The organism is Streptomyces sp. NPDC056883, from assembly GCF_042788835.1.
In the GTDB taxonomy this organism is placed as follows: domain Bacteria; phylum Actinomycetota; class Actinomycetes; order Streptomycetales; family Streptomycetaceae; genus Streptomyces; species Streptomyces stoeckheimensis.
The window spans coordinates 544470-568547 of record NZ_JBHUBS010000001.1; the positions used below are offsets into that span (position 1 = coordinate 544470).

Sequence of the window (24078 nt, forward strand, 5' to 3'; positions counted from 1 at the left end):
GGTGATGCAGGCTATCGGCGCGTCGAACCGTTCCCCGAACCGGGTCGCTCGCCCTGGGGTCCGCCGGGCAGGCGCTCGCGCACCCGGCGGATGATCTCCGCGCGCTGGGCGGAGCGGAGGGTACCGGGGCACGCGTGGCCGCCCCACGCGGCGCCGCCCATGGCGTGGACGCCCAGCCCCGGCCGGTCCGGGTGCTCGCTGACGGCCGCCGGCCAGCCGTGCGAGCCTGCGCCCCAGGCGTAGATCCGGGCGACGGCGTCGACCTGTGCCTCGGTGAGCGGCCGGGTGGCGAAACCGGAGGTCTCGACCGAGGCCCACGACCCGTTGCCCTCCACCTGAGCCCAGGCCCGGTCCAGGACGGACACGTACTGCTCCGTCTCCCCGTCCCGGGAGACCCAGAAGTGCGAGGAGGTCTTGATCCCGGGGGTGTTGAACTGCTCGTACAACGACCCCTCGCCCTCCTGGACATGGAGCACGAGCCCGCGCTGCGCGTCGCGGTCGCCGTGGACGAAGTTGCGCTCCAGGGGGACCCTCGTCACCCCGGGCATCCAACCGGAGGCGGGCGAGGCGGTGGGCGAGGCCCCGGAAGGCCCCGCCGCCCGGCCGCGGTCGTCGTCGCTCCGTCCGGAACCGCCGGGCCGGGCGGCCAACAGGGAAGCGGCTGTCGCGGTGACGAACAGGGCGCCGCCGCCGACGAGCAGGCGCCGCCTCGACGGCGCCGCGTGGCCGGGGTGGGTGGGGTGCATGAGCGGTGTCCGGTTCCTGGGTGGTGCGGTGCGCGGGGGGAAGGCCGATCCTTCGGGGCGCTCATGATGGGGTCGTGATCGTTCGATGATCGTTTGATGACGGGTTCCGGCCAGGGCCCCGCCGGACGGATTGTGACCAATTGGTCATGCAGCGCGCATCACCTGCGCATATGCGGCACGGAGACTGGCGGCTGATCCAGAACGGCACGAGCAAGGCGGTGTACGGCATGACGGCGGTACCGGTGGAGGGCGAGACGCCCGGCGCGACGAAGGACGAGCACCCGGGAGGGACACCCGGACCGCACGACGCGCAGACACCGACTCCCGCCCAGCGCCCCGCACTCGGGCCGGATCCGGAGCCCGCTCCGCGTCCGGACCCGCGCACGGTGCCGGCCCCGAGGGCGGCCGCCGGGACGACGGCCGTACCGGCTGCTGAGGCTGCGCCTGCTGAGCCTGCGCCTGCGCCCGCGGCTGCTTCCGAGGCTGCGGCCGGGTCCGAGTCCGGATCTTGGGCCGAGTCCGAGCCCGCGTCCACGTCCGCGTCCGCGTCCGAGCTCGAGTCCGCGTCCGAGTCCGCGGCCGGGGCTGTGCCCGGGTCCGCGGCTGTGCCCCGGCCCCGGTCCGGCGACGGCCCTGAGGTTGCGTCCGATCCCGCATCCATACCCGGAGTGGAGCGTGCGGCCGGGAGTATTGCCGAGCCCGAGCCCGAGCCCGAGCCCGCGGCCGGGGCCGGGGCCGTGCCTGACGCCGTGTCCGCTTCCGAATCCCCGTCTGCGGTCGCGGCCCAGGAGGGGCCCGCGCCGTCGGCCGACTCCGTACCCGTGTCCGGCGGCGGGCGGCCTGTGGCCGGGTCCGCTTCCGCGCCCGGGACCGAGCCGGAGACCGCCTCGACGTCGGCAGCCGGTCCCGATGGCGGCCCCGGCCCCCGTCCTGAGTCGGACTCCGAGAGGACGAGCCAGTTCGTCGCCCTCAAGCCACTGGACGAGGAGCCCTCGGCTTCGGCGGCGCCGGTGCCGTCATGGGCGCTGCGCCCGGCACCCGTGCGACCGGCTCCGGCCCCGGCCGCGCCGGCGCCGGCGGCGTACGCCCCGGCTTCGGGAGCCGGGCCCGTCCCGACTCCGGCAGCCGCCCCGGCCCGGGTGACGGCGCCGGGAACCGCCCCCGCTGCGGGAGGGGCTCCCGGTATGGCCCCCTCGGAGGCGGTCGCCCCCGAGGGAACCACCGAGCAGCCGTTGCCCGCGCTCGATCTGCTCGCGCAGCTCACCAATACCCCGCCGCCGCCCGAGACCCCCGGCCGGACGGTGGCCCGGCGGGTGCGGATCTGGGTGCCGCTGCTGCTCCTGCTGGTCGCCGTACTGGCCGTCGTACAGGCGTTGCGGCCGCTGCCCGACGCGGTCCTCACCAGCGAGGGCGCCGCGGCCTCCGTCGCCCTCGACGGCCGCTTCGACGTGCCCTGGCCGGAGAAGGGCCAGGCCGCCGTACGGATCGGCGGCGCGGGCGACGTCGGGACGTTCGGGGAGCAGAAGCCCGTGCCGACGGCCAGCGTCGCTAAGGTCATGACGGCCTACGTGATCCTCAAGAACCACCCGCTGAAGAAGGGGGAGGACGGACCGCAGATCGAGGTCGACGCCAAGGCCGTCGCGGACGGCACCTCGGCGAGCGAATCGCGCGTCCAGGGACTGACGGCCGGAACCCGCTTCTCCCAGCAGAACATGCTGAAGATGTTGATGATTCCGTCGGGCAACAACATCGCCCGCCTGCTGGCCCGTTGGGACACCGGAAGCGACTCCGAGGCCGCCTTCGTGGAGAAGATGAACGCCGAGGCCAAGGCGCTCGGCATGACCTCCACCACGTACACCGACCCGAGCGGGCTCGACGCCAAGACCGTGAGCACCGCCGTCGATCAGCTGAAACTGGCCGAGGAGGTCATGAAGTTCGACGCCTTCCGGGCGATCGTGCAGCTTCCCAACGCCACCGTCCCGGGCCTGCAGGAGCCGCTCATCAACAACAACGACGACCTGCTCATCGCCGGACTCAGCATCAAGGGCATCAAGACCGGCTCCAGTTCGGCGGCCGGCGGCGCCCTGATGTGGGCGGCGTACAAGACGGTGGGCGACAAGACCCCGCTGATCCTCGGCACGATGCTCGACCAGCACGTCACCGGCGCCGACCCAGACGGCGCCAACAGCCTGAAACTGGTGAAGCAGAACAGCAAGAAGGTCATCGAGGCCGTCCGCGAGGCACTGACCTCGGCGGGCGCGGTCAAGAAGGGCCAGGTCGTCGGCTACGTGGACGACGGGCTCGGTACCCGGACCCCGGTGGTGGCCACCCGGGACACGGCCGCGGTGGCCGTGCCGGGTCAGCGGCTCGAACTGACTCTGGCCGTAGGAGAGAAGGGACTCCCCGCGAAGGCGCCGGCCGGCACCGAGATCGGGGTCCTGACCATCGGGACCGGACCGGGCGCCCCGACGGTTCCCGTGGCACTTCAGACGGACCTGTCCGCACCGTCCCTCGCCACGAAACTCGTACGTCTCCGCTAGACGGCCTAAACGGCTGCTCCGCCGCGTACGGGCGTGGCCCGTGGCGTACGGGGGAGCCGGACCGTGACGAGGAGCCCGCCGGTGGGGCGCGGGACGAGGTCGAGGGTCCCGGCGTGGGCGCGGACGATGCTGTGCACGATGGCCAGGCCGAGGCCGACCCCGGCGTGCTCGTCCGTGCGTACGCGGTCGGTCGCGCGGCGGAAGGGTTCGGTGAGCGTCGGGACCATGTCCGGTGCGAGCCGGGGGCCCGTGTTCTCGACCCGCAGCACGCTCGTGTCGCCGTGCTCCTCGGTGTGGACCGTCACGGTCCCGTCGGCGGGGAGGTTGTGCACGACGGCGTTCTGGACGAGGTTCGTCACCATCCGCAGCAGGAGCTCGGCGGAGCCGTCGGTCCGGGCCGTCCCTCCGGTGACGTCGAGGGTGATCCGGCGCTGCTCGGCGAGGGGGAGCAGGGTTTCGGCGGCTTCCTCGGCGAGGAGCGAGAGGTCGACGCTCTCGCGGGCGAAGTCCGCGCGGTCGCCGTGGCTGAGGAGCAGGAGGGCCTCGGTGAGGTCGATCGCCCGCGCATTGACCGAGTGCAGGCGTTCGATGAGTTCGCCCCGGTCCCGCGTCGGGTCCTTGCGGGCGACCTCGAGGAGCGTCCGGGAGATGGCCAGCGGGGTGCGCAGCTCGTGGGAGGCGTTCGCGGCGAACCTCTGCTGTTCGGCGACGTGGGACTCCAGCTGTTCGAGCATCGAGTCGAACGCGTCGGCGAGTTCGCGGAACTCGTCCTGCCGGCCCCGCATGCGGATCCGGTGGGACAGCGACCGGTTCCCGGCCGTCCGCGCCGCATCCGTGATCCGGGTCAGGGGCGCGAGCATGCGGCCGGCGAGGATCCACCCTCCCACGAGGCCGATCACCAGCAGGAGCGCGAGTACGGCGGCCGCCCTCGGAGCGAAGACGCGCAGGAGGTTGGACCGGACGGGGAAGACGCCGTGGGGCTGCGTGTCCGCGGAGACGAGGAACGCCCGATCGGGGACGTACCGCAGGAGGAACAGCCATACCGCCGCGAGCAGCAGGGCGCCGGCGACCATGAGGAATCCGGCGTAGCTGAGGGTGAGTTTGGAGCGAACGCTCAACCCGGTCGCCCTATCCATGGTCCGCCCCCTCGTCTCCGGTCTCCGGCCGGGTGTCGATGCGGTAGCCGACGCCGGGCACCGTGGCGATGATCCACGGTTCGCCGAGCCGTTTGCGCAGCGCCGAGACGGTGATGCGCACGGCGTTGGTGAAGGGGTCGGCGTTCTCGTCCCAGGCCCGTTCCAGCAGTTCCTCGGCGCTGACGACCCCGCCCTCGGCGGCGACGAGGACGTCCAGCACGGCGAACTGCTTGCGGGTGAGCGCGACGTGGCGGCCGTCGCGGAAGACCTCCCGGCGGAAGGGGTCGAGCTGCAGGCCCGCGATCCGGCGGACCGGGGGCCGGGCGTACGCGCGCCTGCGGTCGAGCGCCCGCAGCCGCAGGACGAGCTCCCGCAGTTCGAACGGCTTGGTGAGGTAGTCGTCGGCGCCGAGCCCGAACCCGGACGCCTTGTCGTCGATCCGGTCGGCGGCGGTGAGCATGAGGATCGGGATGCCGCTGCCGGAGGCGACGATGCGGCGGGCGACCTCGTCGCCGGAGGGGCCGGGGATGTCGCGGTCGAGGATCGCGAGGTCGTAGGAGTTGACGCCGAGCAGTTCCAGGGCGGAGTCGCCGTCGCCGGCGATGTCGGCGGCGATGGCCTCCAGCCGCAGACCGTCACGGACGGCCTCGGCCAGGTAGGGCTCGTCCTCGACGATCAGTACGCGCATGTCCGAAGCCTAAGCACCAGGACATATCGCCGTCGTATGCACGGCGCGCACCGGGTACGCGGCTCAGCCCGTCGGCGCCGGTGCCGGGGACGGGCGGGGCAGCTCCGACGGCTCCGGCACCGTGGTCCGCCACCAGCGGCGCGACGCGAGCGCGGCCAGGGCGGCGCCGGTGGCGTTGACGAGGACGTCGTCGATGGAGGAGACGCGGTCCAGCTGCAGGACGTACTGCGCCGTTTCGACCAGGACCGAGCAACCCGCCCCGAGGGCCAGGACCCGCGGCACGGAGGCCAGGGCCGCCCACCGCATCGGGGCGAAGAACCCCAGCGCGGCGAAGACCAGCAGGTTCCCGCCGATCCCGAGCGGCCCCATGGTGAGCAGGTCCCGTATCGGTACCAGGCTGTACCGGCCGGGGACGATCCCGGCCCCGGAGCCCGGCATCATGGTCATCCACACCCACGGCACGGTCCCGTGCACCATGCCCACCTCGGCCAGCGACAACTGCCACGCCGAGGCGACGCCGACGCCGGCGGCACGCCGACGGCGGGCCAGGGCCCACACCACCAGCAGGGACAACGGCACGGCGACGAGGGTCATGAGCACCACGCCGTTGAAGGTGTCGAGGCACCCGTGCCACTGCCCGGCCATGCACCTCGGAGCGGACATCATGAGCGGCCCCCGCACGACGTACAGGACGCTCGCGATGCCGAGGGCCGCCAAGCCGAGGAGTACGACCCTGAGCGTGCGGCGGGGCGGTGGTGACGGGGAGGCGTTGTGGTTCATGTTCCCAGGGGAGACGGTGGGCCGTTGCGAGGGCGTATGCGCTTTTCGATACGCCCGCGATACCTGCCGTGGACGTCACTGGACGTCACGGAGGTCACGGACGTCGTGGCGGTACCTCGACGACGAAGAACAGGAAGCAGGGCTTGCTCGAAAGGTCGCGGAAGCCGTCGGGGAACAGCTCACGGGCCGCCGGGTCGGGCTGCGGTTCGCTGATGACGGAAAGCCGGAAGCCTGCGGTGGCGAAGGCCTCGGCCATCGCGTGCAGCGACTTGCGCCAGAACTTCATCGGGACGGACTGTCCGCCGAAGGTCCAGTCGAAGGTGTAACTGCCGGTCCCGAAGTAGTCGGGCCGCGGATCCTGGAACGTGTAGGCCACGAAGGGATGGTCCACCGACGCGATCAGCCGGCCGCCGGGCCTGAGGACCCGCCGCACCTCGGCCAGCGTCGGCCCCCAGTCCTCCAGGTAGTGCAGCACCAGCGAGGCGACCACATCGTCGAAGGCGCCGTCGGCGAAGGGCAGGGGGTCGCGCAGGTCGACCTCGTGCAGGGCCGAGCCCTCACCCAGCCGCCGCCTGGCCAGCGCCAGCATCCCGGCGCTGGAGTCGACACCGGTGACGACCGCACCCCGGTCGCGCAGCGCAGCGGTGAGCGGGCCCGAGCCGCACCCCGCGTCCAGGATCCGACGCCCGGCCACGTCTCCGGCCAGGGCCAGCATCGCGGGCCGCTCGTAGTGGGCGTTCACGAGGCTGCTCTCGTTCTCCGCCGCGTACGCCTCGGCGAAGCCGTCGTAGTGGTTCGCCCGAGCCCGCTCCGGTTCCCGTTCCCGATCATGTTCCATCGCGGCAGCCTAGTAGTCACATGATCTACCGGGAAAGGCCTTAGGGAGCTTGCTGCTCGGGCGTCCACCCGCTCCACGCGGGAATGGCCTCGCGCGCCGCGAGCCAGTCGGCCGGAACGGTGCCGGTGCCGGTGCGCGCCGCGACGACCCCGCCCGCGATCGCGCACGTGGTGTCGCGATCGCCCCAGCCGCCGACGGTCTGCCACAAGGCCTCCGGCAGGTCGTCCAAGTGCCCCGCGGCGGACCACAGGGCGAACGGCACGGTGTCGGGGGCCGAGATCCGCCACCCCGAGCCCAGCACGGACGCGGCCCGGGCCACCGAGGTGCCCGCGGGGAAGTCCGCGGCCGCCAGCAGCCCCGAGCCGACCTCGCTGCCCGGTACGTACGCGGCGACTTCCCGCAGGAACTCGGCGCGGACCGGGGCGTCGTGGCCCGCGCCCGCCGCCGCCAGCGCGGCGGCCACCGCCACCGCGACGGCGCCCGCGACCGCCTCGGGATGGGCGTGCGTGGCCAGCGCGGACAGCCGGGCCTGCTCGGCGGCCTCCTTCGGGTCGCCCCGGAACCAGGCACCGAGCGGCGCGACCCGCATCGCGGCGCCGTTGCCGTAGGAACCCTGTCCGCCGAACTGCTCGGCGGTGACAGCACGCCGGCTTTCGCCTGCGCTGATCCGCTCCAGCACCTCGTGCATGGAGGCCCCGTACTTGCGCCCCGAATCCCGCGCGTACTCGGCGGCGAACTCCCGCGCCAGAGCATCGGGCCGGACCTCCCCGCCGGCAGCAAGGTGGGCGAAGAGCACGAACGCCATGGCGGAGTCGTCCGTCCACTGCCACGGGGTGGGCCGGAGCCTGCGCGCCGCCCACTGCTCCTCGACGTCCTCACCGGAGAGCGTGAACCAGCTGTCGCCGAAGGCATCGCCCATCACCAGCCCGTCGAGGGAGGTGCGGGCTGCCGGGGCGTACGGCGGGCTGTTCATCGGAGTTCCTTCGAACGGCGGACTGGGACTGGCGGATTGGCGGATCGGCGGATTGGTCCAGCCATCCTCTCCGTCCGCGGATGCCGCGCGCGAGCCGATTACCGCCTCGGGGATCAATGGAGCCTTGGCCGGCGTGGCCAGGGGTGGGGAGTACGCCGGTCAGACCAGTGCGGGCATGTGGTCGGGGTGGTGGGCGGCGACGTCGTGGGCGGCTCGGACGAAGGCGGCGACGGCCGTGGATCGCGAGGTCTCCGGCCAGGCGACCATGACCGCGCTGGGGCTGAGGCCGGTGACCGGCCGGTATGCGATGTCCGGGCGCTGGTGCCGCTCGGTCGTGGAGCGTGCCAGGAACGCCACCGCCTGCCCCAGTGCGACCACCTCCAAGAGCTGTTCCACGCCGGCTACGAGCGGCCCCTCAGGGGTGTCGGCCGGCGCCAAGTCCGTGTGGCCGTCGCCTGCTTCGGCGCCGTCACATCCGGTGTAGTAGGCGGTGGTGGAGGGGGCGGCGCCCTTCCAGCGCGGGATCGGTTCGCCCGCGAGGTCGGTCAGCCGCAGTCGCCGGCGTCCGGCCAGGCGGTGCGCGGCGGGGAGGACGGCCAGTCGCGGCTCGACCACGAGCGTCTGGGAGTCCAGCCCCTGACCGTCGAACGGGCTGCGCAGCAGCGCCACATCGGCGCGGCCGTCCCGCAGCATGGCGACCGGCTCCCCGCTGCCGCCGACGACGACTTCGGGCGGCGGCAGATGCGCACCGGTTCCCCGGTAGGCGGCGAGGATCTCCCCGAGGAGCCCGGCATCGCCTCCCGGTTTGACCGCCACGACGAGCCGGGGCGTCGGCTGACCGGCCCGGCGTGCTCGCCGGGCCGCCGCGTGCACCGCGTCGACCGCGATCCGGGCCTGGTCGAGCAGCACCTGACCGGCGTTGGTCAGGCTCACCTGCCGGGTGGTGCGCTCCAGCAGGCGTACCCCGAGCCGGGACTCCATCAGAGCGATCGCCTTCGACAGCGGGGGCTGCGCCATCCCCAGACGTTGCGCGGCCCGGCTGAAGTTCAGTTCCTCGGCGACCGCGATGAAGTACCTCAGCTCCCGCACCTCTAGCTCACTCATATCCGTGGACTATAGATCCAGAGCCTTCCGGTCTTTCCCTGGCGCCCATGGGCGAGGGGAGGCTGGGTGCCATGACGACTTCGACTTCACAGAAGACCGCTCTGATCACCGGCGCCAACAAGGGCATCGGCAAGGAAACGGCGCGCAGGCTCGCAGCCCTCGGCATCACCGTGCTGATCGGCGCCCGCAACGCCGAGCGTGGAGAGGCGGCGGCCGAGGAGCTTCGCGCGGGCGGCGCCGACGTACGGTGCGTTCCGCTGGACGTCACCGACGAGGCCTCGGTCCAGGCCGCGGCCCGGCACATCGACGCCACGTTCGGCCGCCTCGACATCCTCGTCAACAACGCCGCGATCGCCGCCGGACCGCACAAGCCGAGTGAAACCCCGGCCGCTGCCGTCCGGCAGGTCTACGAGACCAACGTGTTCGGCGTCATCGCGGTGACCCACGCGATGCTCCCCCTGCTGCGCCGCTCCGCCGCCGCACGCATCGTCAACATGTCCAGCGAACTCGGCTCCCTCACCCACCTGGCCGACCCGGGCAGCCCGTGGTCCGCCTACTCCTCGATCCTCCTCCCCTACTGCACCTCGAAGAGCGCGCTGAACGCGATCACCGCGCTCTACGCCAACGAACTGCGCGCCGAAGGGATCCTGGTCAACGCGGTGAGTCCCGGATACTGCGCGACCGACCTCAACCGCCACACCGGGATGCGTACGGCGGAAGAAGGCGCTGCCGTGGCGGTCGACCTGGCGACGGCGGGCGAGGACGGCCCGACGGGCGCCTTCCTGGCCGAGGACGGTCCGATTCCCTGGTGAGACCGTGCCGCGCCCTCTCCGCCTCAGGGCGCGTCCGCGATCACTCCCGTGTTCTGGCAGGCCGTCAGCAGCCAGTGGCCGTCGGGCTGCTTCGTGATCACGTACAGGGGAGCGCCCTCGCTCTCCTCGCCCGGGGACAGGTAGCGCTGGCGGACCTTGACGGCCGCGACGTCCGGGCGGATGAAGAGCACGTGGACCACCTCGTAGGTGACCTGGCCGTCCCAGTTCGCCGCGGGCAGGACCTTGCGGGTGAACTCCGAGATCGCGTCGAGACCGATGAGGACCTTGCCGTGGGCCGTCGTCCAGATCGCGTCCGGGTGGAAGAGGGCGAGGAACTCCTCGGGGTCCTTGGTCCGCTGGGAGTGCTCGACCGTGGCGACGAGCCGGTTGATCGCTTCGATGTCCGCCGCGCGGGACGGTGATTCCGTGGTCATGAGGATGACGATCACACCTCAAGCAGGCTTGAGGTCAAGCCTGTTGGGATACGTAGTGCCCCGGTGGCCGGACCGCCTACTGGGCGGCGATCGGAGACACCGTCACGCAGCCGCCGGCCATGGCGGCCTCGCCCGTGGCCTCCTTGATGACCTTGCCCTTGTAGATGACCTTGCAGGTCAGGTCGGCGGTGTTCTCGACCGAGCTGGGGGAGACCGCCGGCGGCATGATGCCGCGCAGGGTGACCGTCTTCGTCCATGCGGCGCCCGGCTGCTCGGCGGTCACGAGGTTCGGCGCGGTGGCCGTGCCCCCTCCGTCGTGGAAGGAGACGGAGTCGACGGTCTTGCCGGTCACCTCGTAGGTGACCTCGTAGGTCTCGTTCACGACCTTGTCGACCTGCTCCACGGCCTTGTCGGTCGTGGCGGCGGAGCAGCCGGCCGCGGCGAGCGCCAGGCCGGCGAGGGAGAGGGCAGAGAGGACGGTGGAGGGAGATTTGCGCATGGCCGGAGGGTAAATTTAAAGAATCCGTAAAGTCAATTCTGGGTTGCTGTGTGGCCGTGGATTGGGTGGGTTCGGGGGGCTCGTGCTGTTTGCGAACCGGAAAGAAGGAAGGGGCGTGGGTGGCGGGCTACGCCGACATGCAGCGTTTCCCGTCGGTGTCCGACGAGGAGGACTTCGCGAGGGAGGCGTCCAGGGTGAGGCCGTCGCCGGTCGTCCGGACGCCGGTGAGGCTGACCCCCTCGGGCAGCTCGCCGACGTCCACGGTCCGGGGTGCCAGCCGCTCGGCCAGACCGGACGCACCGGGCAGCCCGCTCACGGTGGCTATCGGCAGTTCGCGGCCCAGCACGGTGACCGTCGTCGGGGTGATCGTGACACCGGTCGGCGTGGCGCTGGTGCTCGCGTGCACGGTGACGGGGAGGCCCAGGCCGCCCACGGTCCCGGTGAGGGTGAGTCCCTTCGCGTCGCCGCCCACGGTCAGCCCCTCCGCACCCGCGGCGGCGTCCCCCGAGTCGGCCAAACGCTTCTGCAGGGCTTCGTAGGGGATGGTGGCCGTCGCCCGGCCGCCGCTCATGCCGCCGTCGCGCGTGACGTCGTACAGGTCGGCCTTGATGTCCATGTCGGTGTCGGCGCGGCGTACGCCCTCGGCCGCCAGGTGTACGGAACCCACTTGGCCGGTCAGCGCGCGGAGTCCGGCGAAGGTGCCGGAGAGTTCCGCGGTGACGGGCCCGCGGGCCTGGAGGCGGCAGCCCGCCGCCCGCGCGATGCGCTCCTGGGCGGTGTGTTCGACCACGCCGTCGGCCACGAAGACGCCGGCCAGGGCGGCGGTGATGCCGGCGGTGACGAGTACGGGGGTGCGTCGGAGCTTCATTGCGCTGCGGATCCGATCTGCTTGAGCATGGCGAAGGCCTCCAGTACGAGGGAGGCGGGCGGGGTGTCGGTGAAGGTGCCGTTCGCGCGGCGCCGGCGCTGGGTGCGCAGGACGGCGCGGACGGCGGACAGGGCGGCGCCCGCGATCACCCCGGCGCGCAGGTCGGCCTCGGGGGTGTCGGCGGGGAGCCGGTTCAGGACGATGAGCGTGAGCCGGTCCTCGAAATCGGCGAAGAGCTGCACGAGTTGGGCGGCCACCACGCGCTCGTCACCCGCGATGGCCACGGAGTGGGTCAGGGCGGTGAGGCTGGACGCCGCGAACGGGGCCACCGCGGCGATCAGGGCGTTGCAGACCGCGTCGAGCGGCGGTTCGTGCGGCGGGCGCCGGGCCAGTTCGGCCTCGACGTACGCGAACAGGTCGACGCTGTCGGGCAGGAGCAGGGCTTCCTTGCTCTCGAAGTAGCGGAAGAAGGTCCGCTCGGAGACGTTCGCGCAGGCGGCGATGTCCGCGACCGTGGTGCCCGCGAAGCCGTGCTCCGCGAACAGCGCGGCGGCGCCCTCGCGCAGCAGTGTGCGGGTGCGCTCCTTCTTCCGCTCGCGCAGGCCGGACTCCGACTCGGGCCCCGGCTCCGAGGCCCCCGACGCGGATTCGGGCATGGGCGCGGTGGCAGAGGCGGGCGCGGCCGGATCTTGGTTCACCGTCGAAGCCTAGCAATGCCGTCACCCCTGTCAATTGTCATGGCTGACAATTGTCACCCCTGACATTTTCTGCCAAGGTGCTCGTGTCAGTCCTGACACTTCCTGGAGGCGTCGTGCATTCCCCCCTCGGCCGAACGAGCCGCCTCGGCCGCCTCGGCGGCTTCTGTGCCCGCCACCCCGCCTGGGTGATCGCGGCCTGGCTCCTGCTGCTGGCCGGCGCGATGACCGGCAGCCGGCTCGCCGCCCCGGTCTACAGCGACCAGATCAGCCTCCCCAGCACGCAGTCCCGTACCGGAGCCGATCTGCTGGCCGCGTCCGCCCCCGGGCTCGGGGATCCCAACGGACGCGTGGTCTTCCACGTCGACTCCGGCTCCCTGGCCGGGCACCGCCAGGCGGTCGACGAGAGCGCGGCCCGGCTCGCGCGGATGCCCCACGTCACCGCCGCCTCCCCGGTCGTCACCAGCGCGGACGGCCGTACCGCCTACACCACGGTGTCCTTCGACCGGCAGGTCAAGACCCTCGGGCACGAGTACACCGGCACCCTCGACGCGGCCACCGCCGCGGCCCGCGACTCCGGCGTGGAGGTCGCGTACGGCGGGGACCTGAACCAGGTCGTCCGGCCGCCGGTCGACGACAGGGCCCGGGAGGCGGCGGGCGTCCTCGTGGCCCTGCTGATCCTCCTGCTCGCCTTCGGCAGCGTCGCCGCCGCCCTGCTGCCCCTGCTCACCGCGATGGTCAGCGTCGGCGTGGGCCTCGGCATCGTCGGCATCGTGGCGGGCGTCGTCAGCTTCGCGACCGCCGCCCCCACCCTGGCCACCATGATCGGCCTCGGCGTGGGCATCGACTACGCCCTCTTCCTCACCACCCGCTTCCGGCAGGACCTCCTCGACGGGCACGATCCGGTCGACGCGGCCGCCCGTACCGCCGCCACCAGCGGGCGCGCCGTCGTCGTGGCCGCCGTCACCGTCGCGGTGGCCATGCTGAGCCTGTACACCTGCGGACTGACCTTCATCGGCCGCATGGGGCTGGCCGCCACCCTCGTCGTGGTCGTCACCGGGGCGGCCGCCCTGACCCTCGTACCGGCCGCCCTGGGCCTGGTCGGACGCCGGATCGACCGGTTCGCGCTGCGCCGCCCGGTCGCCGAGACCTCCGGCGACCACGACGGCTGGCACCGCTACGCCGCCCTGGTGGCCCGGCACCCGTGGAAGTTCCTGACCGCGGGCACGCTGCTGCTCGCGCTGTGCGCCGTACCGCTGTTCTCGCTGCGTCTCGGCCATGTCGACGACGGCGCCGACCGGGCGGGCAGCACCACGCGCACCGCCTACGACTGGATCGCCGAGGGCGAGGGACCCGGCTTCGGCCCCGGGGCCAACGGCCCCTTCGTCCTGGTGGCCGACCTCCACGACGCCGCCGTACCGGCCGACCGGATCGGCGCCGAACTCACCGCCGCGCTGCGGGACACCGCCGGCATAGCCGGGTTCACCCCGCTCGCGCCGAGCCCCGACGGCCGCCTGCTCGTCTCCACCGTCACCCCGGCCACCGGACCGCAGAGCGCCGGCACGGGGACCCTGTTCACGACGCTGACCGGCACCACCCTGCCCTCCGCGCTGAAGGGCACCGGCGCCGAGGGCTACCTCACCGGATCCACCGCCGGCCAGCTGGACTTCCGCGACACCGTCAAGGACCGGCTGCCGCTCATCATCGCCATCGTGCTGGCCGCCGCGCTCGTCCTGCTGACCTTCGTGTTCCGCAGCGTGGTGGTCCCGCTCAAGGCGGTCGCCCTGAACCTGTTCACCACCGCCGCCTCCTACGGGGTCCTCGTCGCGGTGTTCCAGTGGGGCTGGGGGAGCGGGCTGATCGGGGTGTCGGAGCCCGTCCCCATCGAGTCGTTCGTACCGATGATGATGTTCGCGATCGTCTTCGGCCTGTCGATGGACTACGAGATCTTCCTGCTCTCCGCCATCGCCGGGTCCTGGCGCCGCACCGGGGACAACACCCTCGCCGTCGGTACGGGGCTGGCGGCCACCGGCCGGGTCATCTCCAGCGCGGCGCTCATCATGACCGCGGTGTTCCTGTCCTTCGCGGCTTCGCCCACCGTCGTGGTCAAGATGCTCGCGGTGGGCCTGGCGGTGAGCGTGATCCTCGACGCGACCGTGGTGCGGCTGGTGCTGGTCCCGTCGGCGATGTTCCTGATGGGCCGGGCCAACTGGTGGCTGCCGCCCTTCCTGGACCGGCTCCTGCCGCGGCAGCGCGACGATGACGACGACGACGCGGCACGGCTGGATGCCTCGCCGGAGCCGGGAGGCGAGGCCGCGGGCCCGGCCGGATCCGGGGCCCCGGCCGCAATCGTGGGCGCGGGCGACGTTCGCGGTGAGGCATGATCGGGGGATGTCTGATCGCATCATCGCCGCCTGCGACGGGGCGGCCAAGGGAAATCCCGGGCCTGCCGCCTGGGCCTGGGTCATCGCCGACGTCCACGGGCACCCCGAGCGCTGGGAGGCCGGGCCGCTGGGCCGGGCCACCAACAACGTGGGCGAACTCACCGCTCTGCGGCGGCTGCTGGAGGCCGTGGCCCCCGGTACGGCCGTGCAGGTGCGGATGGACTCCCAGTACGCCATGAAGGCCGTGACCCAGTGGCTCCCGGCCTGGAAGCGCAACGGCTGGAAGACGGCCGCGGGCAAGCCGGTGGCCAACCGGGAGCTCGTCGAGAGCATCGACGCCCTGCTGACCGACCGCGACGTGGAGTTCCGCTACGTCCCCGCGCACCGCGAGGACGGCGACCACCTGAACGCGATCGCCGACCAGGCGGCCAGTGACGCGGCCGTGAGCCAGGAGCCGGCCGGTACCGCGCTGGGCCACGCCTCCATGCCCGTCCCGGCGCCGGCCCGCAGCACCCCGGCCCGCAGCACCTCCGCCCGCCGTCCCGCAGGAGCCGCCTCGGCCAAGGGCGCGACGGCCACCAAGAGCGCGACCGCCGGCCGGGCCGGGGTGACCATCAAGGCCAAGTTCCCCGGCACCTGCCCCTGCGGGAAGCAGTACGCGGCGGGGGAGAAGATCAGCAAGCTCGGTTCGCGCTGGGGCCACCCCGACTGCGGTGGAGCCGGTCCCGACGCCGCATAGGCCGTTCGTCAGCGCCGGGAGCGGGCCGTGCCGTGACATTCGGCTCCACGGCATGCCCCGAAGGCCCCTGTGTCCGGGCCGTCCCGTGGGACAGGCTGGGAACACAGTGAATGACCTGTGGGCCGGGTCCGGGCGCGATGGAGCACCAGGGCGTGGATCCCGGCGCGTTCCGCTCCCGTCCGGCAGCCCCCGAGGCTCACCCCAGAGGCCCGCCCGGACCCCCTCGGGCGTGGGGAAGGACGGACCGCGCGCCGGTGCCGGCCCTCCCACCGGGCGCGGCCGCACGCCGATCCGCGCGCGCCCAGAGCGAGCGAGGACCGATCATGGCGTCCACCCTGACCAAGGGCGAGTACGAGCACAGACCCTCCTCCCCGGGCCCCGAGAAGACCTTCATGGGCCACCCCCGCGGGCTGGTCAACCTCTTCATGACGGAGATGTGGGAGCGCTACAGCTTCTACGGCATGCGCGCGCTGCTCGTGCTCTACCTGGTCGCCCCGGCTTCCCAGGGCGGGCTCGCGATGAACGCGGCCATGGCCACCGCGATCTACTCCCTCTACAACGCGATGGTCTACCTGCTGGCCCTCCCCGGCGGCTGGTTCGCCGACCGTGCCTGGGGCGCCCGCAGGACCGTCGCCATCGGCGGCACCGTCATCATGATCGGGCACTTCCTGCTGGCCGTGCCGGCCCGGGTCTCGTTCTTCGTCGGCCTCGTGTGCATCGCCGTCGGCTCCGGCCTGCTCAAGGCCAACATCTCCACGATGGTCGGCCACCTCTACGAGGACAAGGACGACCCGCGCCGCGACGGCGGCTTCACGATCTTCTACATGGGGATCAACCTCGGCGCCTTCATCGCGCCGCTGACGATCGGCACCATCGGCCAGAGCGTCAGCTGGCACCTCGGATTCGCCATGGCCGGCGTCGGCATGGCCCTGGGCCTCGCGTTCTTCGCCCTCGGCGGCCGGCACATGTCGGAGCGCAGCGACGTCGTCCCGACCCCGCTCTCGCGGGCGGAGCGCACCGCGGTCGTCCGCAAGTCGCTCACCTGGCTGGCCGTTGCGGCCGTCGCGTACGGAGGCGTGGGCCTGTCCGGGCACTTCACGCTGAGCTGGGCGATGCTGCCGCTGACCGTCCTGTGCATCGTCCTGCCGTCCTGGTACCTGCTGCGGATGAGGCGGGACAAGAGCCTGGGCGGGGCCGACCGGGCCCGGATGTCGGCGTACGTGTGGTTCTTCGCGGCGGCCGCGCTGTTCTGGGGGATCTACGACCAGACCGGCTCCACCCTGAACCTGTTCGCGCAGGACAGCACCTCCCGCACCTTCTTCGGGATGGGTTTCCCCGCCAGCTGGTTCCAGGCGTGCAACCCGCTCTACATCATGGCCCTCGCACCCGTCTTCGCCTGGGGCTGGGTGGCGCTGAGCCGGCGGGCCAAGGAGCCGGGCACCCCGGCCAAGTTCGCCGTCGGCCTGGTCCTGATCGGGCTCTCGTTCGCCGTGATGATGGTCGCCCAGGGCATCGCGGTCGACGGGGTCAAGGTGTCCCCGATGTGGCTGGTGATGGTGTACCTGATCCAGACGGTCGGCGAGCTCACCCTGTCCCCGGTCGGTCTCTCCCTGACCACCAAGCTGGCCCCGGAGAAGTACTCCAGCCAGATGATGGGCGTCTGGTTCCTGGCGGTCACGGTCGGCGACTCGGTGGTGGCGCTGCTCCAGCAGTTCGGCGTGTCCACCGACGCCCCGTCCTGGTTCGCGAGCCAGGGCGCGCTGGCGCTCCTCGGAGGCATCGCGATCTTCGTGTACCGCAACAAGGTCAAGGCACTGATGGGCGGCGTGCGCTGACACCGCCCACGGAGACGCTATGCAATCCTTTCGTTCGAAAGGAAACGTAAGTTTCGGCTTTCGCGCGCTACGCTGAGCTCGACCAGGGACGCAGTCGAGGGGAGCTCCACCGTGCACGCAGAGGAACGACAGCAGGCGATCCTGCGACGGGTCCGCGAAGCGGGATCGATGCGCGTCACGGACTTCGCGGCGGAGCTCGGCGTGTCCGTGGTGACGGTGCGCAAGGACGTCGAAGTCCTCGCGGAACGCGGCCTGCTGGCCCGGGTGCACGGCGGCGCGATGCTGCCCGAGGACTGGGCGGAGACCGCCCCCGTGACCGCCGCCCCGGCGGCGGCCCGCACGGCCGCCCCCGCCCCCGCCGCCGGATCCGGCCGGCCGCTGGTCCTCGGGCTGATCGTGCCGTCCTCCGCCTACTACTACCCCGAGGTGATCAAGGGCGCCCGGGAAGCGGCGGACGCCCTCGGGGTGCGGCTGACGCTCGCCGTGTCCACGTACGACGTGGACACGGAGAAGGCGCAGGCCGCGCGGATGGTCGAGGACGGCGTCGACGGGCTGCTGCTGGCGCCCTCCGCCGGCGAGGGCAAGCCGGGAGGTCAGTGGTACGAGGAGCTCGGCGTGCCCGTCGTGCTGATCGAACGCCGCCCGGAACAGCAGGCCTCCGCCGCCGAGCACGTCGGTACGGACCACGGGTACGGAGCCAGGCTGGCGGTGCGCCACCTCCTGGACACGGGGCGCCGCAGGATCGCCCTCGTGATGCGCGGTGGGACCCCCACCGCGCCCTGGATCAAGAAGGGCTACGACGCGGCGATGGAGGAGGCCGGCCCCGGCACGGCCGAGCACGCGTTCTTCCTCGATCTGGAGCAGTTCGGTGCGGGTGACGCCGCCTACGAAGAGGTGATGGACGCCTTCGTGGAAGCCGTGCGGGACGGGCGCGTCGACGCCGCCCTGGTCCATCCCGACCACGAGGCCATGGTGCTGATGCAGCGGCTGCGCGGTGCCGCGCTGTCCGTGCCGGGCGATGTCGCGCTGGTCTCGTACGACGACGAGGTCGCCTCCCTGGCGGACCTGCCGCTGAGCGCGGTGGCGCCCTCGAAGCACGAAGTCGGGGTCACGGGAGTGGAGTTGCTCGTACGAAGGCTGCGCGAGCCGGGTCGTCCGCGGCGACGGATCGCCATCCTCCCGGAGCTGAGGGTGCGCGCGTCCAGCGAGGCCTAACCGTTACTTCGCTTTTCTTTCTCAAACTTTCCTTTTCTATTGACTCGCTTCTCCTCTGGCCGAATGATGTGCATCACCTCGCCGCATCGACGGCTCGCACCTGAGGAGCAGAGCAGTGAAGCTCACTTCCCGTACCTCCCGCGCCGCCCTCGCCACCCTCTCGCTGGCCTTGTTCGCCACTGCCTGCGGTGGGAGCGAGGGCGCCGCGCCGAAGGCCGACGCCCCCAAAGAGCCGGTCAACCTGACCTACTGGGGCTGGACCGGCGGTGCCCAGCAGGTGGTGGACGCCTTCAACGCGTCCCACCCGAACATCAAGGTCACCTTCTCGGCCATCACCGGCGGACCGGACGGGTACGCCAAGATCAGCAACGCGATCAAGGCCGGGAACGCTCCCGACGTCGCGGGCATCGAGTACCCGACGCTCCCCGAGTTCGTCAGCCAGGGATTCCTGGAGGACATCACCGCCCCGGCCGGCGCCGCCGTGAAGGCGAAGTTCCCCCAGGGCGTCCAGGACCGGGTGACCCTCGGCGGCAAGACCTGGGCCGTGCCGTACGACGCCACGCCCAACCTCCTCTACTACCGCAAGGACCTCTTCAAGAACGCGGGCGTCGAAGTCCCCAAGACCTGGGACGAGTACAAGGCGGCCGCCGAGAAGATCAAGGCCTCCGGCAAGAACGTGCGCATAGGCGGCTGGGGCAACGACGACGCGCCCCTGCTGGCGGCGCTCTCCTGGCAGGCCGGCGCCAAGTGGTACGGCACCGAGGGTGACGGCTGGAAGGTCAACATCAACGACGCCTCCTCGCAGAAGGTGGCCTCGTACTGGCAGGGCCTGGTCAAGGACGACCTGGTGATGAACCTGAAGATCAACGGACCGGAGTTCGCGAAGGCCAAGGCCGACGGGGTCATGGCCAGCTTCATCGGCGCCTCGTGGAGCGCGGGCGGCACGATGACGGCCCTGGCCAAGGACTCGGGCAAGTGGGGCGTCGCCCCGCTGCCGCACTGGGGCACCCCGGCCACCGGCATGTTCGGCGGCACCAGCTACGCCGTCACCAAGGGCAGCAAGCACGTCAAGGAAGCGGCGGAGTTCGCCACGTGGGCGGCCACCAGCCCCGAAGGCGTCAAGGCCCGCCTCAGCAGCCTGAAGGCGCCGAGCAGCAGCCTGCCCGCCAGCCCCGAGCTGCGTCCGATCGCCGCCGCGGCCTTCGACGACAAGGGCTTCTTCGGCGGCGACAAGGTCTACGAGATCGCCGGCGCGCAGGTCGACACCATCGTCCCGGGCTGGGTCTGGGGCCCGGTGCAGACCGCCACCAACACCGCCATCCAGGACGCCGCGCTCAAGGGCACCCTGGCCGACGGACTCGCGGCCGGCCAGACCGCCGCCGAGGCGGCCATCAAGGGCCGAGGGCTCAACCTCGCGAAGTAGGCGCCGCGCGGGGCCCGAAGCCCTCCCGGCACCCGGGCCCCGCTCCCCGCCCTGTCTCGAAGTCCCTTCCCCGCCCCTTTCCCCGTCCGTTCCTCCGCAGCGCACCACCAAGGAGATCCGGTGGCAGCACCACTCATTCGTTCAGCGCGCGGCGCCGCGCCCGCGCGCCGGCCAGGCCAGGGCAGGGCGGTGCTCGTCTTCCTCGGCCCGTTCTTCCTGCTCTTCACCGCGGTCCTGATCCTGCCCGTCGCGTACGCGCTCTGGATGAGCTTCTTCACCGAGCGCTCCTCCGGTCTCGGATTCGGCGGCACCGAACGGGTCTTCAGCGGGTTCGGGAACTACACCAAGGCGCTCGGCGACCACGGCTTCACCTCCTCCTTCCTGCACGTGGCCGCGTACTGCGCCGTCTACATCCCCGTGATGATCGGCGCCGCGCTCGCCCTGGCCCTGCTCGTAGATTCGGCCGCGGCCAAGGCCAAGCGGCTCGTCCAGTTCGCCGTCTTCATGCCGCACGCGGTCCCCGGACTGATCGCCGCGATCATCTGGACCTACCTCTACACCCCCGGCCTGAGCCCGGTCCTGGACTGGATCGAAGCGGCGGGCGGCCAGTGGGACTTCTTCGCCCCCGGCAGCGTCGTGCCCTCGCTGGTGAACGTCGCGGCCTGGCAGTGGATCGGCTACAACATGATCATCTTCTTCGCCGCGCTCCAGGCCGTGCCCCGCGAGGTCATCGAAGCGGGCGTCATGGACGGCGCCGGCGAACTGCGCATCGCCCTGCGGATCAAACTCCCGATGATCCGCTCGGCCGTCTTCCTCACGCTCCTGTTCACCTGTGTCGGCGTGGTCCAGATCTTCGGCGAGCCGATGCTCCTCTCGAAGCGGGCCGGCTCGATGGGCTCGGACTGGTCCCCGATGATGTTCATCTACAAGGCGGCCTTCGAGCGGCACGACTACGGGCTCGCCTCCTCCGCCTCGCTCCTCGTGGCCTTCGTCGCCGGCACCCTCTCCTACGTCGTCACCCGGATCGGAAAGCGAGGTGACTCGGCATGAGCACCCAGACTGCCCCCTCGGCCCCGCCCGCGGCCGCCCCCGGCGGCGAGCCGGCGCCCGCCCCCGGAGCCCCGTCCGCCCGGCAGGGAAAGCGGAAGACGGCCGGAAGGCCGCGCCGGAGCGGCGCGATGGCCTCCAAGGCCGTGGTCAACGCCGTCCTCCTGGTGGCGGTCCTCTACACCCTGATGCCGCTGACCTGGCTGCTGATCGCCGCCACCAAGAACCACGCCGACCTCTTCGGAACGGCCGGCTTCGGCTTCGGGGAGTTCCACCTCTTCGACAACCTCCGGGCCGTCTTCGCCTACGACGACGGCATCTTCGGCCGCTGGCTGCTCAACAGCCTCCTCTACTCCGTCGTCGGATCACTGGCGTCCTCGCTGATCAGCGTCGCCGCCGGCTACTGCTTCGACAAGTACGAGTTCCGCGGCAAGGGCGCGCTCTTCGGCCTCGTCCTGACCGGCACCCTCGTACCCACCGTCGTCATCACCCTCCCGCAGTACCTGCTCGCCTCCGAGACCGGGATCGTCAACACCTACTGGGCGATCCTCATCCCCGCGCTCGTGAACCCCTTCGGCGTGTACCTGGCCCGGGTCTTCTCCGAGGGCTACGTGCCCGGTGAAGTCCTGGAGGCGGCCCGCATCGACGGGGCGAGCGAGCTGCGCGTCTTCCGGTCGATCTCGCTGCCGATGCTCATGCCCGGCTTCATGACCCTCTTCCTCTTTTCCTTCACCGCGAGCTGGAACAACTTCTTCGGCCCGCTGGTCATGCTCAACGACCACCACCTGTACCCGGCGGTGCTCGGCATCTACAGCTGGAACCAAGTCGTGCTCCAGTACCCCGAGTTCTACTCCCTCGCGATCACCGGGTCCCTGGTCGCCGTCGTCCCGCTCGCCCTCGCCTTCATCGGCCTGCAGCGGTTCTGGCGCTCCGGCCTCACGGCGGGAGCGGTCAAGTGACGAACCCCGCCTCGAACCCCGACCTGAACCCCGCCCCGGCCCCCGCCCCGAACCACCCGGCCGACGGGCCCCGCAGACCCCGCACCCTCCTCGCCATGGGCCCGGACACGAAGGCGGCCCTGCTCGACGAGCAGGCCCTCGCCCGGCTCGGCGCCACCGCCCTCCTGGACCCCGACCTCCTGGTCACCGACTTCGCCGCGGCCGACCCCGCCCGACTGCGCGAAGCCGAGGTCCTGCTCACCGGCTGGGGCTGCCCGCCCCTCACCGAGCAGGCCCTCGACCTCCTCCCGGCCCTGCGCGCGGTGGTGCACACCGCCGGATCCGTGAAGGGGATGATGACGGAAGCGGCCTGGCGGCGAGGGCTGACCGTCACCAGCGCGGCCGAGGCCAATGCCCGGCCCGTCGCCGAGTTCACCGTCGCCGCGATCGTCTTCGCCAACAAGCGCGTCCTCACCACCGCCCGGGCCTACCGGGAGGTCCGCACCCAGCTGAACCCGCTCACCCTGTACCCCGGGATCGGCAACTACGGCAGGACCGTCGGCATCATCGGCGCCTCGCGCATCGGCCGCCGCGTCATCGAACTGCTGCGCTCCTACGACGCCCACGTGCTGGTCCACGACCCGTACCTGGACGGGGACGAGGCGCGGGCCCTGGGGGTCGAACCCGTCGACCTCGACGAACTGATGGGCCGCAGCGACGTGGTGACCGTGCACGCGCCGCAGACCCCCGAGACCCGCCACCTCGTCGACGCCCGCCGCCTCGCCCTCATGCGCGACGGCGCGACCCTCGTCAACACCGCACGCGGGACGCTCGTCGACACCGAGGCGCTCACCACGGAGCTGGTCTCCGGCCGGCTGCACGCCGTCCTCGACGTCACCCACCCCGACGTCCTGCCGGCCGTCTCGCCGCTCTACGACCTGCCGAACGTGCTGCTCACCCCGCACATCGCCGGATCCCTCGGCAACGAACTCGGACGGCTCGCGGCCTGCGCGGCCGAGGAGTTGGAGCGGTACGCCCGAGGACTTCCCTTCGCCTACGCCGTCCATCCGGCGAGCCTGGCCCGCTCGGCCTGAACGCCCCGCCGCCGAACCCCGAAAGCCCACCATGACCCTCGGCCCCTCCGCACCGCCCGCCGGTCCCGGCGCAACCCCCCTCGCACCCACGCCGGGGCAACTCGCCTGGCAGGAAGCCGGATTCGGGATCTTCCTGCACTTCGGCATCAATACCTTCAACGGCGCCGAGTGGAGCGACGGGACCCTGGACCCGGCCACCTTCCGGCCCTCGCAGCTCGACGCGCGCCAGTGGGTGCGTACCGCCGCCGAGGCCGGAGCGAAGTACGTCGTGCTGACCGCCAAGCACCACGACGGCTTCTGTCTCTGGCCGACCGACACCACCGCCTACTCCGTGGCTTCCTCGCCCTGGAAGGACGGAGCGGGCGACGTGGTCGCCGAACTGGCCGGGGCCTGCGGGGAGGCGGGCCTCGGCCTCGGGCTCTACCTCTCGCCCTGGGACCGCAACGCGGACTGCTACGAGGAGCCCGCCGACTACGACTCCTTCTACCTCCGCCAGCTCACCGAACTCTGCACCCGCTACGGCCCGTTGTGCGAGCTGTGGTTCGACGGCGCGGGCTCCGAGGGGCGCACCTACGACTGGGACGCGGTCATGGCCGTGATCGACCGGCACCAGCCGGACGCCATGGTCTTCAACATGGGCCGCCCCACGATCCGCTGGGTCGGCAACGAGCAGGGGCTCGCCGCCGACCCCTGCCACTACGTCACGCACTCCACGGGCATCAGCCTGTACGAGGACCGGCACACCGAGCTCGACTCGGCCGCCTACCTGCCGCCCGAATGCGATGTCCCCCTCCGCGGCGACTGGTTCTGGCAACCCGGGAACCACGACACCCTCAAGAGCCGGGAGGAGCTGCTGGAGATCTGGTACTCCTCGGTGGGGCTGGGCGCCGGCCTGCTCCTGGGCGTCCCGCCCGACCGGCGCGGACTGATCGACGAGGCCGACCGGGCCCGACTCCTCGCGTTCGCGGCAGAGTTGGAGCGGCGCCTCGGCGATCCCGTCCCCGCCGCCCTCACGGTCGAGGGAGACGCGGTCCTCGCGGACTTCGGCCGGCCGGTCCGCGTGGACCACGTGGAGCTGCGCGAGGACCTCACCCGGGGGCAGTGCGTGGACGGCCACGAGGTCTGGGCGGACGGCCGGCTGATCGCCTCCGGTCACACGGTGGGGGTCCGCCGCGTGCACCGCGTGGAGCCCCTCACCGTGCGGGAACTGCGGATCCGGCTGACCGGACCCGGGGCCCGGCTGGCCTCGGTGTCGGCAGCCGGACCGCCGCCCGGCGTCGGCTGACCCAC

General features: G+C 72.0%; 22 protein-coding genes. 11 read left to right on the plus strand and 11 right to left on the minus strand.

What is annotated here, in order from left to right:
• Window positions 1–11 precede the first annotated feature (11 nt).
• On the minus strand, window positions 12–746 hold the full coding sequence (locus ACFRU2_RS02590) for an N-acetylmuramoyl-L-alanine amidase (RefSeq protein ID WP_382966771.1): 735 nt from the start codon (window positions 744–746) through the stop codon (window positions 12–14).
• A gap of 1184 nt (window positions 747–1930) precedes the next feature.
• On the opposite strand from ACFRU2_RS02590, the gene ACFRU2_RS02595 reads away from it, so the two are divergent.
• Complete coding sequence (locus ACFRU2_RS02595; RefSeq protein ID WP_382966773.1) at window positions 1931–3286, plus strand: D-alanyl-D-alanine carboxypeptidase family protein; 1356 nt, start codon at window positions 1931–1933, stop codon at window positions 3284–3286.
• A 5-nt stretch (window positions 3287–3291) separates the two neighbouring features.
• Here ACFRU2_RS02595 and ACFRU2_RS02600 read toward each other — a convergent pair whose 3' ends face one another.
• The 6 genes from ACFRU2_RS02600 to ACFRU2_RS02625 form a co-directional block, all read right to left on the minus strand.
• The gene (locus tag ACFRU2_RS02600) at window positions 3292–4422 is read right to left on the minus strand and encodes a sensor histidine kinase (RefSeq protein WP_382966775.1); all 1131 of its coding nucleotides are present in this window, start codon (window positions 4420–4422) and stop codon (window positions 3292–3294) included.
• The gene (locus ACFRU2_RS02605) at window positions 4415–5110 is read right to left on the minus strand and encodes a response regulator transcription factor (protein ID WP_382966777.1); all 696 of its coding nucleotides are present in this window, start codon (window positions 5108–5110) and stop codon (window positions 4415–4417) included. The genes ACFRU2_RS02600 and ACFRU2_RS02605 overlap by 8 nt, the downstream gene beginning before the upstream one ends.
• Before the next feature lie 63 nt (window positions 5111–5173).
• Window positions 5174–5890 carry a VanZ family protein gene (locus ACFRU2_RS02610; protein ID WP_382966779.1) on the minus strand — a complete coding sequence of 239 codons (717 nt, stop codon included), beginning with the start codon at window positions 5888–5890 and terminating at the stop codon, window positions 5174–5176.
• A 94-nt stretch (window positions 5891–5984) separates the two neighbouring features.
• A complete protein-coding gene (locus tag ACFRU2_RS02615; protein ID WP_382966780.1) occupies window positions 5985–6728 on the minus strand; it encodes a class I SAM-dependent DNA methyltransferase in 744 nt (247 codons plus the stop codon).
• A 40-nt stretch (window positions 6729–6768) separates the two neighbouring features.
• Window positions 6769–7701, minus strand: a complete 933-nt coding sequence (locus tag ACFRU2_RS02620) for an ADP-ribosylglycohydrolase family protein (protein ID WP_382966782.1) — start codon at window positions 7699–7701, stop codon at window positions 6769–6771.
• A 159-nt stretch (window positions 7702–7860) separates the two neighbouring features.
• Window positions 7861–8805: a LysR family transcriptional regulator gene (locus ACFRU2_RS02625; RefSeq protein ID WP_382966784.1), complete on the minus strand. Its 945-nt coding sequence runs from the start codon at window positions 8803–8805 to the stop codon at window positions 7861–7863.
• A 71-nt stretch (window positions 8806–8876) separates the two neighbouring features.
• Between ACFRU2_RS02625 and ACFRU2_RS02630 the strand changes: the two genes are divergently transcribed.
• On the plus strand, window positions 8877–9617 hold the full coding sequence (locus tag ACFRU2_RS02630) for an SDR family oxidoreductase (RefSeq protein ID WP_382966786.1): 741 nt from the start codon (window positions 8877–8879) through the stop codon (window positions 9615–9617).
• A 23-nt stretch (window positions 9618–9640) separates the two neighbouring features.
• Here the strand turns inward: ACFRU2_RS02630 and ACFRU2_RS02635 are convergent, their stop codons facing one another.
• The 4 genes from ACFRU2_RS02635 to ACFRU2_RS02650 all read right to left on the minus strand — a co-directional run bounded on the left by ACFRU2_RS02635 (window position 9641) and on the right by ACFRU2_RS02650 (window position 12116).
• Complete coding sequence (locus ACFRU2_RS02635; protein ID WP_382966788.1) at window positions 9641–10051, minus strand: SgcJ/EcaC family oxidoreductase; 411 nt, start codon at window positions 10049–10051, stop codon at window positions 9641–9643.
• A gap of 76 nt (window positions 10052–10127) precedes the next feature.
• On the minus strand, window positions 10128–10550 hold the full coding sequence (locus ACFRU2_RS02640; RefSeq protein WP_382966790.1) for a hypothetical protein: 423 nt from the start codon (window positions 10548–10550) through the stop codon (window positions 10128–10130).
• Between the two features lie 127 nt (window positions 10551–10677).
• A complete protein-coding gene (locus ACFRU2_RS02645; protein ID WP_382966792.1) occupies window positions 10678–11418 on the minus strand; it encodes a DUF2993 domain-containing protein in 741 nt (246 codons plus the stop codon).
• Window positions 11415–12116: a TetR/AcrR family transcriptional regulator gene (locus ACFRU2_RS02650; protein ID WP_382966794.1), complete on the minus strand. Its 702-nt coding sequence runs from the start codon at window positions 12114–12116 to the stop codon at window positions 11415–11417. The genes ACFRU2_RS02645 and ACFRU2_RS02650 overlap by 4 nt, the downstream gene beginning before the upstream one ends.
• A gap of 113 nt (window positions 12117–12229) precedes the next feature.
• Between ACFRU2_RS02650 and ACFRU2_RS02655 the strand changes: the two genes are divergently transcribed.
• From ACFRU2_RS02655 to ACFRU2_RS02695, 9 genes are all read left to right on the plus strand, one after another.
• Entirely contained in the window at window positions 12230–14497 is a 2268-nt protein-coding gene (locus ACFRU2_RS02655; RefSeq protein WP_382966796.1) for an MMPL family transporter, read from the plus strand.
• A 7-nt stretch (window positions 14498–14504) separates the two neighbouring features.
• Window positions 14505–15236: a ribonuclease H gene (locus ACFRU2_RS02660; RefSeq protein WP_382966798.1), complete on the plus strand. Its 732-nt coding sequence runs from the start codon at window positions 14505–14507 to the stop codon at window positions 15234–15236.
• Between the two features lie 323 nt (window positions 15237–15559).
• Window positions 15560–17071: a peptide MFS transporter gene (locus ACFRU2_RS02665; protein WP_382966800.1), complete on the plus strand. Its 1512-nt coding sequence runs from the start codon at window positions 15560–15562 to the stop codon at window positions 17069–17071.
• A 111-nt stretch (window positions 17072–17182) separates the two neighbouring features.
• Window positions 17183–18286, plus strand: a complete 1104-nt coding sequence (locus ACFRU2_RS02670; RefSeq protein ID WP_382966802.1) for a substrate-binding domain-containing protein — start codon at window positions 17183–17185, stop codon at window positions 18284–18286.
• Between the two features lie 115 nt (window positions 18287–18401).
• Complete coding sequence (locus ACFRU2_RS02675; protein WP_382966804.1) at window positions 18402–19709, plus strand: ABC transporter substrate-binding protein; 1308 nt, start codon at window positions 18402–18404, stop codon at window positions 19707–19709.
• A 189-nt stretch (window positions 19710–19898) separates the two neighbouring features.
• Window positions 19899–20759 (plus strand): carbohydrate ABC transporter permease, encoded by an 861-nt coding sequence (locus ACFRU2_RS02680; RefSeq protein WP_375949768.1) that lies wholly within the window; start codon window positions 19899–19901, stop codon window positions 20757–20759.
• The gene (locus tag ACFRU2_RS02685) at window positions 20756–21715 is read left to right on the plus strand and encodes a carbohydrate ABC transporter permease (RefSeq protein ID WP_382966806.1); all 960 of its coding nucleotides are present in this window, start codon (window positions 20756–20758) and stop codon (window positions 21713–21715) included. Before ACFRU2_RS02680 ends, ACFRU2_RS02685 begins: the two co-directional genes overlap by 4 nt.
• A gap of 95 nt (window positions 21716–21810) precedes the next feature.
• The gene (locus ACFRU2_RS02690; RefSeq protein WP_382967819.1) at window positions 21811–22788 is read left to right on the plus strand and encodes a hydroxyacid dehydrogenase; all 978 of its coding nucleotides are present in this window, start codon (window positions 21811–21813) and stop codon (window positions 22786–22788) included.
• Between the two features lie 31 nt (window positions 22789–22819).
• Window positions 22820–24073: an alpha-L-fucosidase gene (locus ACFRU2_RS02695; RefSeq protein ID WP_382966807.1), complete on the plus strand. Its 1254-nt coding sequence runs from the start codon at window positions 22820–22822 to the stop codon at window positions 24071–24073.
• The last annotated feature ends 5 nt before the right edge of the window (window positions 24074–24078 follow it).